General features: G+C 44.5%; 11 protein-coding genes and 1 tRNA gene. 10 read left to right on the top strand and 2 right to left on the bottom strand.

The annotated features are described in order from the left end of the window. Positions 1–114 precede the first annotated feature (114 nt). A tRNA-Gly gene (locus tag ACED28_RS19215) sits at positions 115–190 on the top strand. Positions 191–788: 598 nt separating this feature from the next. Here the strand turns inward: ACED28_RS19215 and queG are convergent. Beyond that, entirely contained in the window at positions 789–1,967 is a 1,179-nt protein-coding gene (gene queG / locus ACED28_RS19220; RefSeq protein ID WP_029222983.1) for a tRNA epoxyqueuosine(34) reductase QueG, read from the bottom strand. 247 nt (positions 1,968–2,214) lie between these two features. Here queG and tsaE point away from each other — a divergent pair, with 247 nt between their 5' ends. From tsaE to hflC, 8 genes are all read left to right on the top strand, one after another. Further along, a complete protein-coding gene (tsaE, locus tag ACED28_RS19225; RefSeq protein ID WP_004735870.1) occupies positions 2,215–2,679 on the top strand; it encodes a tRNA (adenosine(37)-N6)-threonylcarbamoyltransferase complex ATPase subunit type 1 TsaE in 465 nt (154 codons plus the stop codon). Beyond that, entirely contained in the window at positions 2,673–4,388 is a 1,716-nt protein-coding gene (locus tag ACED28_RS19230; protein WP_371710499.1) for an N-acetylmuramoyl-L-alanine amidase, read from the top strand. The genes tsaE and ACED28_RS19230 overlap by 7 nt, the downstream gene beginning before the upstream one ends. An 89-nt stretch (positions 4,389–4,477) precedes the next feature. Then, positions 4,478–6,721, top strand: a complete 2,244-nt coding sequence (gene mutL, locus ACED28_RS19235) for a DNA mismatch repair endonuclease MutL (RefSeq protein WP_371710500.1) — start codon at positions 4,478–4,480, stop codon at positions 6,719–6,721. A gap of 167 nt (positions 6,722–6,888) precedes the next feature. Beyond that, positions 6,889–7,821 carry a tRNA (adenosine(37)-N6)-dimethylallyltransferase MiaA gene (gene miaA / locus ACED28_RS19240; protein WP_009847880.1) on the top strand — a complete coding sequence of 311 codons (933 nt, stop codon included), beginning with the start codon at positions 6,889–6,891 and terminating at the stop codon, positions 7,819–7,821. A 192-nt stretch (positions 7,822–8,013) separates the two neighbouring features. Continuing rightward, positions 8,014–8,277 (top strand): RNA chaperone Hfq, encoded by a 264-nt coding sequence (gene hfq, locus ACED28_RS19245; RefSeq protein ID WP_010434097.1) that lies wholly within the window; start codon positions 8,014–8,016, stop codon positions 8,275–8,277. Between the two features lie 44 nt (positions 8,278–8,321). Beyond that, complete coding sequence (gene hflX, locus ACED28_RS19250) at positions 8,322–9,629, top strand: ribosome rescue GTPase HflX (protein ID WP_017107433.1); 1,308 nt, start codon at positions 8,322–8,324, stop codon at positions 9,627–9,629. Between the two features lie 27 nt (positions 9,630–9,656). Beyond that, positions 9,657–10,859, top strand: a complete 1,203-nt coding sequence (gene hflK / locus ACED28_RS19255; RefSeq protein WP_009847882.1) for an FtsH protease activity modulator HflK — start codon at positions 9,657–9,659, stop codon at positions 10,857–10,859. A gap of 2 nt (positions 10,860–10,861) precedes the next feature. Beyond that, complete coding sequence (gene hflC, locus ACED28_RS19260) at positions 10,862–11,839, top strand: protease modulator HflC (protein WP_009847883.1); 978 nt, start codon at positions 10,862–10,864, stop codon at positions 11,837–11,839. 152 nt (positions 11,840–11,991) lie between these two features. Here the strand turns inward: hflC and ACED28_RS19265 are convergent, their stop codons facing one another. Further along, positions 11,992–12,180: a DUF2065 domain-containing protein gene (locus ACED28_RS19265; protein ID WP_010434105.1), complete on the bottom strand. Its 189-nt coding sequence runs from the start codon at positions 12,178–12,180 to the stop codon at positions 11,992–11,994. Between the two features lie 171 nt (positions 12,181–12,351). Here ACED28_RS19265 and ACED28_RS19270 point away from each other — a divergent pair, with 171 nt between their 5' ends. Then, entirely contained in the window at positions 12,352–13,668 is a 1,317-nt protein-coding gene (locus ACED28_RS19270) for an adenylosuccinate synthase (protein WP_010434108.1), read from the top strand. Positions 13,669–13,717 lie beyond the last annotated feature (49 nt).

Here is a 13,717-nt window from a genome sequence, read left to right on the forward strand (position 1 = left end):
GCTCGTCGGGCTCATAACCCGAAGGTCGTCGGTTCAAATCCGGCTCCCGCAACCACATTACAGTTGAACGTTGATTTGATGCTTTGTAGCAGAAAAGACGAACGGTTAGCTTATGCGATACTAGCTCAGTTGGTAGAGCGCAACCTTGCCAAGGTTGAGGTCATCGGTTCGAACCCGATGTATCGCTCCAGTTTACTTTTCATGGTAAACAAAACTCTTTAAGCCACAGTGTTTAAAGACGACCTTACCGGTCACGCTCTTTCTTTAATGCTGCGAAGCATAATCCCCCCAAAAAGCAAATAATCCTCCATTATGGTGGATATTTTTTTGTCTTAAATTTTTGTTAGCAACAAGAATGCTAGTAAACATCAGGTCTCTGAAGCAGATACTTGAGGTTTTTCATATCTATAAACAGACTTATCCACAAAGTATCAAGTGTGGATAACTTGGTTGATAAAGTTATTTCAGACCTAATTCTTTACATTTCTCTAAAAGATCTTTCTTGTTTTCAGTATATTAGCTGAATTGTGCCGATCGTAACTCATTGTTTTTTATCAGGTTGAATGCTTACCTTGAATTTGATAAAAGATCGTTAACTTGTTGTTTTTTGATCTTAATCATTTATCGGTACTGTGTTTAACTTTACGTGGGTGTCGGAAGTTTACGAGAGTTCTGAATTTTTTCCACATTGTTAGAATTGAGAACAAGGTCAAACATTGTTCGAAAATTATGTGCAACGAGTTGTGTTGTATGGTGGGTTGACCTGCCAATCGTTGATGGCTAAGGGGCTAGGCGTCTCTTGGTAGCCCTTTCTCAACGATGCGTATTAGCCTGTGCTTTTTGGTGAGGATTTTGCTGCTATTTTTTTGCACACAGCTATTTTTCTGCGTAGAGCTATCTTCTTGCATGCTGCTAGCATTGGGTAACTGTTGTAGTTGTTTATTTAAAGCCCACTCAATATGCACATCCAGCATTTCGTTGTTGCCTCGATGAGATTCCAGTGTTTCAACAATGCGTTGTTGAAATGGCGCATTGCCCATAGCAACAAAAATATTGCGTAACCATTGGGTGTGTCCAATACGTCTTATCGCTGAGCCTTCCATCTTCTTTAGGAAGGTCGCTTCATCCCAACTTGAAAGTGAAACAAGGTCTGCCTCTCGGAAGTCTTCTCTGCGGTGGAAGTCTGTTTGCTCAGTGAGTTCGGCATGGCGGTTCCACGGGCAAACTAACTGACAGTCATCGCAACCGTAAATACGATTACCAATTGCGTCTCTATACTCTTCCGGGATCACACCATCATATTCAATGGTTAAGTACGAGATACATTTTCGAGCATCCACTACGCCATCAGCAATAATGGCGCCAGTTGGACAAGAGGTGATACATGCGGTGCATTTGCCGCACTCATCGACACTGGGTTCATCTGTTGGAAGAGGTATGTTAACTAACAATTCTCCTAGGAAGAACCAAGAGCCAGCGTCTTTATCAAGAATTAATGAGTGTTTACCTGTCCAGCCCAACCCTGCTTTTTGAGCGAGCGGTCGTTCCAAGATGGGCGCTGAATCCACGAAAGGACGTGAGTCTAAACCTTCGACTTCCTTCTCGATTCTTTGTCCCAGCTTTTTCAACTGGTTGCGGAACAATTTGTGATAATCGCGGCCTAAAGAATAACGGCTGATATAACCTTGAGTGGTATCGCTTAGGTTAGAGGCAAACTGAGCTTCTGGTGGTAGATAGTTCATTCGGGCGCTGATCACTCGAATGGTGCCTGGGTGAAGTTCATTGGGACGAGCACGCATCATCCCATGTCGAGCCATCCAATCCATTTCGCCGTGGTTGCCAGCATCTAGCCATGCTTGAAGAGGGGCTTCATGTTCACTTAAATCAACATCGCAGATGCCAACTTTTTGAAAGCCTAGTTCTTTTCCCCAGATTTTAATTTTTTCAGCAAGATGGTCTAGATTCATGGCTTAATTCTTAATTCTTATTTTCTCTGTTTTACAATTAGAGATAAGGCTAATTAAAATTAGGTTCGGCAAAAATGGGGGCGGATCTTAACGGATCTTAGTGGTATTGACCAGAACAGACGTGTTTTGATCAGTATTTTTCATAGAACTTACACTTGAGTGCTTGTCTCCCAAAAGCATCACGGTTTACTATTCTTGTTCTTTTGATTTTTATATAGTCAACGATCGATTTTTAGAGAACGTATTCATGAGCACGAAACAATTTACTTTGAAAGATGAACAAGCAACGATTCAATTAGGAACGGAGCTTTCTAATCTTTGCTCACAGCAGACAACTATTTATCTGCATGGTGATCTTGGCGCAGGTAAAACGACCTTCAGTCGTGGTTTTGTAAAAGCACTTGGCCATCAAGGAAATGTAAAGAGCCCAACGTATACTCTAGTTGAACCTTATCAACTTGCCGATTGGCAGGTGTACCATTTTGATCTTTATCGCCTAGCCGATCCTGAAGAATTAGAGTTTATGGGGATTCGTGACTACTTCACGCCAGATGCTATCTGTTTGGTTGAATGGCCAGAGAAAGGTTATGGAATGCTACCAGAAGCTGATTTGGATATTGATATTCGTTACCAAGACGATCACCGCATTGTTTCTTTAACCGCTAACAGTGAATACGGACAGCGCTTACTTAGTCAGTTGGAGTTATGTTGATTTCTAGACGCCTTATTTCAGCAGTAGCTATGTTGGCTGCTGTTTTTTCTATATTGTTTTCTTCACTTGTTTCTGCAAACTCACTAAAGAGTTTAAGGGTTTGGCCTTCTCCAGAAGAAACTCGTGTGGTTATCGATTTAAAATCAGAAGCGGATTTCAGCTATTTCACCCTGAGTAGCCCGAGTCGCTTGGTTGTTGATTTAAAAAAGACCAACCTTGCAACTAAGTTACCGGTCGTGGTGAAAGACAGCCCCGTTCTATCTAAGATTCGTAAAAGCTCACCGCCAGACAAAAACACGTATCGCTTGGTTTTTGAGTTAAAGAAGTCGTCTAAAGCAGAGTTGTTTAAACTCAGTCCGACTCCTGGTGGTCAGTACGGACATCGCTTGGTGATCGACTTGCCTCATGGTGCGGCAAGTAAAGGCAAAGCAACATCAACGCCGAGTAAGCCAACAGTGAGTAAGAACCTCAATCAAGTTAAGCGTCAGCGTGATGTTCTGATTGTGATTGACCCAGGCCACGGTGGTGAAGATCCTGGTTCCATTGGCCCATCTCGTAAATATGAGAAGAATGCGACTCTTAGTATTTCGAAAAAGATCGCTGCGCAGTTAAATGCAGTTCCAGGAATCAAAACGCGTTTAACACGTAATGCTGATTACTTTGTAAACCTGAACAGACGTGTTGCAATTGCTCGTGAGAACGAAGCGCACCTCTTGATCTCTATTCACGCCGATGCCTTTACGACGCCTCAACCAAGAGGTGGTTCGGTGTTCGTGTTGAATACTCGACGGGCAAATACTGAGATTTCCCGTTGGATTGAGAACAAAGAGAAACAGTCAGAGTTGCTGGGCGGCAGCGGTGCTGCGTTTACTGGCAATATTGCAGATAAAAACGTCAACCAAACCTTGCTTGATTTGCAGTTTAGCCACTCTCAAAAAGAGGGCTATAAACTGGCAACGACTATTCTCTCTGAAATGGGTAAGGTCGCAAAACTGCATAACAGTAAGCCGATTAACACCAGCTTGGCAGTGTTACGTTCACCACAAATTCCATCGGTACTTGTAGAAACGGGCTTTATTTCGAATCCGACCGAAGAGAAGCTTCTTTTCCAACGTTCGCATCAAGACAAACTTGCGCGAGCTGTGACCAAAGCGGTCGTTAAATATTTGAAAGCGAATCCACCAGAAGGGATTGTTATTTCTAACGCGGCGGCATCTTCTAACTCTACCAGTCAGCACAAAGTACAGCGTGGTGAATCATTGTCTGTGATTGCGAAGAGGTACGGCACGTCTACACAAGCATTAGTGAAGTTGAATGGTTTGAAGTCGACGAGCTTAGCGGTAGGGCAAATTCTAAAAATTCCAAGCTCGGGTTCACAAGCGGCTACCACAACAAGCCGTAAAACGGTGACACACACGGTTAAGTCTGGAGAGTACTTAGGCAAGATAGCTAGCCGTTACAAAGTATCGGTAGCAAGCATTAAACGTGAGAACCGCTTGAAATCAGAAACCGTGAGAGTAGGCCAAAAATTACGTATTACGGTTGAAGTAAAAGATATGCCTCTACGTAAACATAAAGTCGCAAGAGGCGATTATCTTGGCAAGATTGCTTCGAAATATGGCGTGAGTGTCAACAGTATCCGTCAAGCAAACAAACTACGTTCCGATGAGTTGGCCATTGGCCAAGTGCTGATTATTCCGCACAAATAGTTGGCTAATGTTGAAGTAATGTTTAGAACATAGAAGCAATCTCAAACGCGAGAAGTGCTTCTATAAATGGCAGTAAGGTAGCTATACATATGACGATCAAAATACTGCCAGCTCGGCTAGCTAACCAAATCGCAGCGGGTGAAGTGGTAGAAAGACCTGCTTCTGTTGTGAAAGAGTTGGTTGAGAACAGTTTGGATTCTGGTGCGACACGTATCGATATCGATATCGAGAAAGGTGGCGCTAAGATGATCCGCGTTCGTGACAACGGCAAGGGCATTGTTAAAGATGAGCTTGCCTTGGCATTAAGCCGTCATGCTACCTCTAAAATTCATACTCTTGATGACCTTGAAGCGATCGTCAGCCTAGGTTTCCGAGGTGAAGCACTGGCGAGTATTAGCTCTGTTGCGCGTCTAACTATGACTTCACGCCCTACGACTCAGGATCAAGCTTGGGCTGCACATAGTGAAGGTCGTGATATGCAGGTGAAACTGCAGCCAGCAGCGCATCCCATCGGCACCTCGGTTGAGGTATTGGATCTGTTCTTCAATACTCCGGCACGACGTAAATTCTTACGCACCGAGAAAACTGAATTCACGCATATCGATGAGCTGCTTAAACGCATTGCATTGAGCCGTTTTGATGTGACGATTAACCTTCGTCATAACGGTAAAATGATTCGTCAGTACCGCGCTGCAAAAACACAAGTTCAAGCCGAAAAGCGCATCGCAGCTGTATGTGGCAATCCTTTTGTTCGCCATATGCTTAAGATCGAACTTGAGCATCAAGGCTTAAAACTTCATGGCTGGATCACCACGCCTGAAGGAGCAAGACAACAAAGCGATCTGCAATACTGTTATGTGAATGGTCGTATGATGCGTGACAAGCTCATCAACCATGCGATTCGTCAAAGCTACGAAACTAGCTTGCGCCCCGACCAATTCGCGACGTATGTGTTGTTCATCGAGCTAGACCCACATCAGGTGGACGTGAATGTTCATCCTGCAAAACATGAAGTGCGTTTTCATCAAGCCCGCCTTGTACACGACTTTATCTACCAAGCCTTGAGTGATGGCTTAGCCCAAAGCAAACAAATTGATGCAGCACCGATCAAGCAGTCTGCGTTTCATCAGTCAGAAGTGATGCATCATCAGCAAGGTAGCTCGAATCCGGGTATCGGAGAGATTGCCAGTTTCTCAGAGCCTGAAAGCATAATGCCGAGCAGTTCAGAACAACCTCAAGTATTTGATAGTGAAAGATATGCTATTGAGCAAACGCCAGCCTACCCAAGAAAAGCCGAATCTGAACAGGTTTATGATAACCCTCAGCACAGCGTTAATGATGGTGGGCAGCGTTATAGCTCACCAGCTAACCGAGGTTCATCGTCTAGCAGAGGCTCGTCGGATCGCGAAACCAGTTTTACAGGCTCGCCTCGCCAAGAGTGGATAGAGTCTCGACCTGAACCTAAAAAAGAAAAAGAGCCGCACCAACATCATGGTGAGCCTGCTCCATCTAAGCGAGAAGTGAAGGCCTATAAAGAGCTTCTGAAAACGCCAAGTTTTGATGACCAAGTTGTAGAACCATACTCACCTCACGAGCATGTGGCACCCGTAGAAACCAGAGACAACTTAGAAAATATAGACAGCATAGAAAATATAGACAGCATAGAAAATATAGACAGCATAGAAAATAAAGAAGCTAAGCCTGCTCAACAGAACCCTGTTCATTTAAAGCCAAGAGCACCTGTGACGGACTTAGGCAAAGCAGTCTCGGTAGTGGAATGCCAATATTTGGTAATGGGAAACAAGAACGGCAGTGTGTTGGTTTCTTTGGCTAAGGCTGAGTTATTGCGTGTTGTTGGTCAGCTTGATACGCGTGATGGCGCGTTAAAGAGCCAACCATTATTAGTGCCTTTATCCATCAAATTAGGCGCTGATTTAGTCGGTGTCGCTAAGGCGCTAAGTCCAATGCTGTCTGTGCTTGGTATCGAGCTTAAAGCTAGGAATAACGAAGCGATAATGGTGATGGGAGTGCCTTCTCCTTTGAGGCAGCAAAACTTACAAATTTTGATCCCAGATCTGTTATCGTACGCGGCTTCAATAAACGCTCAGGCCTCGGAAACTCAAGGTCATAGCTTTTCTAGCGATACGTTACCATTACTGGTTAACTGGATCGGGATTCAGACGGCACAAGTAAAAAACGACTACACTTTATCTGAAGCGGTTCAACTAGTTGGGGAACTTGAGCAACTTTGGCATGGTCTACTTCCATTAGATGATCCCGAATTTGTTAATCCTATCGACTTTTCTGCAACCATCGCTGCTTTTATGGCTTAGTTTGTAGGTGAATTTTCACAGCTGAGTTTTAGATAAATTAAGCTTATTTACGGCTTCGGCTGTTTACGATTTAACTGTTGCGATGAGGCTTTTCTTAGTAGACAAGTGTATCGCGACATGAAGCCTTTTAATTAAGTGCTCTAACAGAGAAATAAATACAAAATATCATGACTGAAAAATTACCTTTAGCGTTGTTTTTAATGGGCCCCACGGCATCAGGAAAAACAGATTTAGCTATCCGCTTACGTCAGAAATACCCGGTAGAGATCATCAGTGTCGATTCGGCGCTAATCTACAAAGACATGGATATTGGTACTGCTAAGCCGGATGCAGGAGAGCTCGCGCTCGCGCCTCATCGCTTGATTGATATTCTCGACCCAAGCGAAGCGTATTCTGCGGCTGACTTTCGTCGTGATGCGATCAGTGAAATGAATAAGATTGTAGCGGAAGGTAAAATCCCGCTACTTGTTGGTGGCACAATGCTTTACTACAAGGCATTGTTGGAAGGTTTATCGCCACTACCCGCTGCGGATCAAGAGATTCGTAAGCAGATTGAAGCGGAGTCTATTGAGCAGGGTTGGCAGGCATTGCACGATCAATTAAGAGAGATAGATCCCGTATCCGCTGAAAGAATACACCCAAATGATCCACAAAGGCTTTCAAGGGCATTGGAAGTTTATCGAATTTCGGGTAAAACATTAACAGAGCTAACTCAAACGAAAGGCGATAGCCTGCCATTTCGTGTAAAACAATTTGCAATAGCTCCCAAGGAAAGGAAAGAACTCCATCGCCGCATTGAGCTGCGTTTCGAGAAGATGATAGAAGCGGGATTTGAAGATGAAATGAAAGCGTTGTACGCCAGAGAAGATCTTCACCCTGAACTGCCATCGATCCGATGCGTTGGTTATAGGCAGATGTGGGATTATTTAGATGGGAATTGCGATTTAGACGAAGCGGTTTTCCGTGGTGTCTGCGCAACTCGTCAATTGGCCAAGCGACAAATCACCTGGTTACGCAGTTGGGATGATTTAACTTGGTTGGATAGCGAAAACATTGAACAGGCGTTAGAAACTCTTTCAGATGCAATAGCATCTGATTAGTATTGCTGTGTATAATGTGATCGCTTTTGCGTGAATATACTCTGGAAAGGATCAGTTGTTGAGGCTTTTAAAAATCACAGCCTTTCAATAACAACGGAGTTTTTTTATTCGTTTAGCTCAGATGCAAAGGCCGCACCTTTTTGTGCACCACTAGCTAAATAATTACAACAAAATATAAATAAGGAAAATAAAATGGCTAAGGGGCAATCGCTACAAGACCCATTCCTAAATGCACTCCGTCGTGAGCGCATTCCAGTCTCTATCTATCTTGTTAACGGCATTAAGCTGCAAGGTCAGATCGAGTCTTTCGATCAATTCGTGATCTTATTGAAGAACACAGTAAACCAAATGGTTTACAAGCATGCGATTTCTACTGTGGTTCCTGCTCGTGCAGTTAGTCACCACAGCGGCGAGCAACGTGCGCCATCTGATCGTCCAGAGAAGACTGAAGATTAATCGTTCAAATAATACAGCTTGCGCTGTAATAAGGAGTTGGTTGCTTGTTTGACCGTTATGAATCCGGCGAGCGAGCCGTACTTGTTCATATCAACTTCACGCAAGAGGGAGAATGGGAAGACCTAAGCGAGTGTGAAATGCTGGTCTCCTCAGCGGGGGTAGAAACGTTACAAGTGATTACTGGTAGCCGACAATCCCCACTCCCTAAATACTACGTTGGAGAAGGTAAAGCCCTAGAAATCGCACAAGCTGTTCAGCTAACCGGTGCTGAAATTGTGATTTTTAACCACTCCCTCTCTCCTGCCCAAGAGCGAAACCTCGAGCAATTGTGTAAATGTCGTGTGATTGATCGCACGGGTTTGATCTTAGATATCTTTGCACAACGTGCGCGAACTCATGAAGGTAAGCTACAAGTTGAGCTCGCTCAGCTTCGTCATATCTCTACTCGATTGATTCGTGGTTGGACTCACCTTGAAAGGCAGAAAGGTGGTATTGGTCTTCGTGGTCCAGGTGAAACTCAACTGGAAACCGATCGACGTTTGTTGCGTGACCGTATAAAGGCAATATTACGTCGTTTAGCGAAAGTCGCTAAGCAGCGTGAACAAGGACGACGTGCTCGTAATCGAGCTGAAATCCCAACAATTTCTTTGGTTGGTTATACCAACGCGGGGAAATCAACACTTTTCAATCGCATCACAAGTGCTGGTGTTTATGCGGCAGACCAACTGTTTGCAACTCTAGACCCAACACTACGTAAGATTGAATTGGCAGATGTCGGGCCTGCAATTCTCGCAGATACCGTAGGTTTTATCCGTCATCTACCACACGACTTGGTCGCTGCGTTCAAGGCTACGTTACAAGAGACGCAGGAAGCTGACATTTTGTTACATGTTGTTGATGCCAGTGATGACCGCTTTCGTGAGAACATTCAGGCTGTTCATGAAGTATTAGAAGAAATCGATGCTCATGAAGTGCCAACCCTTGTAGTCATGAACAAAATTGACTGCATGGAAGACCAAAAACCTCGAATTGAAAGAGACGAAGAGGGCGCACCTCGCGCTGTTTGGGTTTCTGCAATGGAAGGAGAAGGCATTGAACTGCTGTTTGAAGCTTTAACTGAGCGTTTAGCAAGTCAAATGGTTCAATTCCGATTGTGTATTCCACATCAACATCAGGGCCGTATTCGTAGCTTATTCTTTGAGATGAAATGTATTCAACAGGAAGAGTATGATGAAAATGGTAACTTGTTGATAGATATCCGAATGCAACAAATAGATTGGTCTAAACTTGAAAAAAGAGAAGGGGCGCTCTTAGGTGACTTTATCGTTACCAAAGAGACTGCTACAGTATAACGTCATATCAAATGATGGAGCTTTCTAATGGCGTGGAATGAGCCTGGAAATAACAACAACGGCGATAATAACGGCCGCGATAATGACCCTTGGGGTAAGAACAATAATCGCGGCGGCCGAGATCAAGGACCGCCAGACTTAGACGAAGTGTTTAGTAAACTAAGTCAAAAGTTAGGTGGCAAGTTTGGTAAAAAAGGTGGCAACGGTAACGGGCCATCTATCGGTGGTGGCGGTGCGATTGGCTTTGGTGTCATTGCTGTCATTGCGATTGCTATCTGGTTCTTCGCTGGTTTCTACACCGTTGGCGAAGCAGAAAGAGCAGTAGTACTTCGATTGGGTCAGTTCGACCGTATCGAAGAGCCTGGTCTTAACTGGCACCCACGCTTCATCGATGAAATCAAAGATGAGCAACTAGTAAACGTTCAAGCGATTCGTTCTCTACGTGCTGCTGGCACCATGCTAACGAAAGATGAAAACGTTGTGACCGTTGAAATGGGTGTTCAATATCGTGTTTCTGACCCATACAAGTACTTGTATCGTGTAACGAATGCAGACGACAGTTTACGCCAAGCAACCGATTCTGCGCTTCGTGCGGTAATTGGTGACTCACTAATGGATAGTATCCTAACAAGTGGTCGTCAGCAGATTCGTCAAAGCACTCAAGAAACGCTGAACCGTATTATTGATAGCTACGATATGGGTATTCTTATTGTTGACGTGAACTTCCAGTCAGCACGTCCACCTGAGCAAGTGAAAGATGCATTTGATGATGCTATCGCGGCTCGTGAGGATGAAGAGCGTTTCGAGCGTGAAGCTGAAGCTTACCGAAATGACATTCTTCCAAAAGCAACAGGTCGTGCTGAGCGTTTGAAGAAAGAAGCGGTGGGTTACTCAGAGCGTACAGTTAATGGTGCTCTAGGTCAGGTCGCTCAGTTCGAGAAACTGCTACCTGAATACCAAGCAGCTCCTGAAGTAACACGTAACCGTATGTACCTTGATACAATGGAAAAAGTGTACTCAAGCACATCGAAAGTCCTGATTGATTCTGAATCAAGCGGTAACTTGCTATACCTACCAATTGATAAGCTAGGCGCACAAGGTGGTTCTCAGTCGGGCACTCGCCCTGCAAAAACATCATCAACTTACGATCAAATTGAGTTAGAAACTCAAGCCGATCCAAAGTCTAGCACTCAAACTCGTTCAGACAGTTCACGTCAAGGGAGATACTAATAATGCGTAAATTAATGATCCCTGTACTAGTTGTGACGATAGCCCTTCTATTGATGTCACTATTTGTGATTCAAGAAGGCGAACGTGGCATGGTAATTCGTTTTGGCCGAGTTCTCGATGACAACGGCGTCTCACGAATCTATGAACCAGGCTTGCACTTTAAACTGCCGATGTTTGATCGCGTAAAAGTACTTGATGCTCGTATTCAAACGATGGATGGTCGTTCTGACCGTTTCGTAACATCAGAGAAAAAAGACGTTCTAATTGATACCTACGCAAAATGGCGTATTGCTGATTTTGGACGTTTTTATCTGAGTACCGGTGGCGGCAATATCATGACGGCAGAAGCACTTCTTGAGCGTAAAGTGACAGATGTTCTTCGTTCTGAAATTGGTTCTCGTGAAATTAAGCAGATCGTATCAGGCCCTCGTAATAAGGACATCCTGCCAGACTCTGCTGATAGCGAAGTTGTCACAACGGTAGCGGCTGCAGAAGCACTAGAAGTTGATGGCGAACGCGATAAGATCATGGAAAACGTTTTGTCTGGAACGGCAGAAAGTGCGATGGCTGATTTAGGTGTTGAAGTTGTTGATTTCCGAATGAAGAAGATTAACCTTCCTGACGAAATCAGTGAATCTATCTACCGCCGTATGCGTGCAGAACGTGAGTCGGTTGCTCGTAGACACCGTTCACAAGGTCGTGAGAAAGCAGAAGTTATCCGTGCTCAAGCTGAGCTAGAAGTCGCGACTGTTCTTGCTGAAGCTGACCGTACTGCTCGAGTGACTCGTGGTGATGCTGATGCAGAAGCAGCGAAGATCTACTCTGATGCGTTCAGCAAAGACCCTGAGTTCTATGGCTTCATGCGTTCACTGCAAGCTTATGAGACATCATTTAGCGATAAGAGCGACATTCTAGTACTGGATCCGAAGACTGACTTCTTCCAATACATGAATCAAGCAAGCGGTGCTCCAGCAAAATAAGCTGATTCGTTAATTCATTAAATTAGCGAAGTACCTAAAAATCAAAAGGCTCCCATAATGGGAGCCTTTTTGTTTTCTATTCGTTGAAGACTGCAGGTGACCATTGAATCTTCGAGGGAAGTCGTAGTGACAGCTCCGTACTTTGAGAAAACCTAACGGTAGGTCATGAAAGCGATAACGGCACCAGCCACCACAAGACAACCGCCAATACGGCGCAGTTGGGTGTCTGGTTGCTCGCTCAGTTGCGCGACCATGTTTCTCCAGCCATTGGGTGCAATCAAGGGGCCGAGCCCTTCAACGATAAGAACGAGCCCAATAGCGAGCCAAATTGATTGAGACATGGTTCTGCCTTTTGTCTATAAAATGCAATGATATCAGCATCTTTACACATTCGCCCTCAGTTATCGCTGGTTTATTTTTGTACAGCGTTAACGTTTATGAACAAAAAGTGACTGCAAGAAGTGTGATTCAGTGCTAGAATCCATTTTTAATTAGCAACAGAAATTGGAAAGATGGGAAATAACGTAGTCGTTCTAGGCACCCAATGGGGTGATGAAGGTAAAGGTAAAATCGTTGACCTTTTAACTGAAGATGCAAAATACGTGGTTCGCTACCAAGGCGGTCACAATGCAGGTCACACACTTGTAATTGACGGTGAAAAAACCGTTCTTCACTTAATTCCATCAGGCATCCTACGCAATAACGTTAAATGTGTTATTGGTAACGGTGTTGTATTATCGCCTGACGCACTTCTTAAAGAGATGAAGCCTCTTGAAGATCGCGGTATCCCAGTGCGTGAGCGTCTTTTCATCTCTGAAGCTTGTCCTCTAATTCTTCCGTACCATATTGCTATCGACAACGCGCGTGAAATCGCTCGTGGCGCGAAAGCTATCGGTACAACAGGTCGTGGTATCGGTCCTGCTTACGAAGATAAAGTTGCTCGTCGCGGTCTACGCGTTGGCGACCTTTTCGATAAAGAAGCATTTGCTGAGAAGCTAAAAGAAGTTATGGAATTCCACAACTTCCAACTAGAGCACTTCTACAAAGCTGAAACAGTAAGCTACGAAGAAGTACTTGAGCAAGCGATGAGCTACGCAGACATGTTAACTGCGATGGTTATCGACGTAACTGACGAACTAGACGCAGCACGTAAGCGCGGCGACAAGATCATGTTTGAAGGTGCTCAAGGTACGCTACTAGATATCGACCACGGTACTTACCCATACGTAACGTCTTCTAACACGACTGCTGGTGGTGTTGCTGCAGGTTCTGGTTTCGGTCCTCGTCACATCGGTTACATCCTTGGTATTACTAAGGCTTACTGTACTCGTGTTGGTTCAGGTCCGTTCCCAACTGAGCTATACGATGGCCTTGAGAAGCAAGACCCAGTCGGTAAGCACCTAGGCGATGTTGGTCACGAGTTTGGCGCAACTACTGGTCGTCTACGTCGTACAGGTTGGTTCGATGCTGTTGCTATGCGTCGTGCAATCCAAATCAACTCTCTATCTGGTATGTGTCTAACTAAACTAGACGTTCTAGATGGCCTAGAAGAACTAAAAATCTGTACTGGTTACAAGATGAAAGATGGTTCTATCCTAGAAGTTTCTCCAATGGCTGCTGAGTCATTCGAAGAAGCGACGCCAATCTACGAAACAATGCCTGGTTGGTCTGAAAACACATTTGGTGCTAAATCTATCGACGCGCTTCCACAAGCTGCTCTAGATTACATCAAGCGTATCGAAGACCTAACTGGCGTTCCAATTGATATCGTATCAACTGGCCCAGATCGTAACGAAACTATCATCAAGGTTCACCCATACGGCGCATAATGCCAGCTGAGTGATTACCACAGCACGAACCGTACTGAGGTAATTAAAG

The organism is Vibrio sp. 1F253 (genome assembly GCF_041439295.1).
Taxonomy (GTDB): Bacteria; Pseudomonadota; Gammaproteobacteria; order Enterobacterales; family Vibrionaceae; genus Vibrio; species Vibrio tasmaniensis_A.

Coding starts and splice junctions, on each gene's coding strand:
- ACED28_RS19230 (WP_371710499.1), top strand. CDS start 2,673: ATGTTGATTTCTAGACGCCTTATTTCAGCAGTAGCTATGTTGGCTGCT.
- ACED28_RS19270 (WP_010434108.1), top strand. CDS start 12,352: ATGGGAAATAACGTAGTCGTTCTAGGCACCCAATGGGGTGATGAAGGT.
- ACED28_RS19265 (WP_010434105.1), bottom strand. CDS start 12,180: ATGTCTCAATCAATTTGGCTCGCTATTGGGCTCGTTCTTATCGTTGAA.
- hflK (WP_009847882.1), top strand. CDS start 9,657: ATGGCGTGGAATGAGCCTGGAAATAACAACAACGGCGATAATAACGGC.
- miaA (WP_009847880.1), top strand. CDS start 6,889: ATGACTGAAAAATTACCTTTAGCGTTGTTTTTAATGGGCCCCACGGCA.
- hfq (WP_010434097.1), top strand. CDS start 8,014: ATGGCTAAGGGGCAATCGCTACAAGACCCATTCCTAAATGCACTCCGT.
- tsaE (WP_004735870.1), top strand. CDS start 2,215: ATGAGCACGAAACAATTTACTTTGAAAGATGAACAAGCAACGATTCAA.
- hflC (WP_009847883.1), top strand. CDS start 10,862: ATGCGTAAATTAATGATCCCTGTACTAGTTGTGACGATAGCCCTTCTA.
- queG (WP_029222983.1), bottom strand. CDS start 1,967: ATGAATCTAGACCATCTTGCTGAAAAAATTAAAATCTGGGGAAAAGAA.
- mutL (WP_371710500.1), top strand. CDS start 4,478: ATGACGATCAAAATACTGCCAGCTCGGCTAGCTAACCAAATCGCAGCG.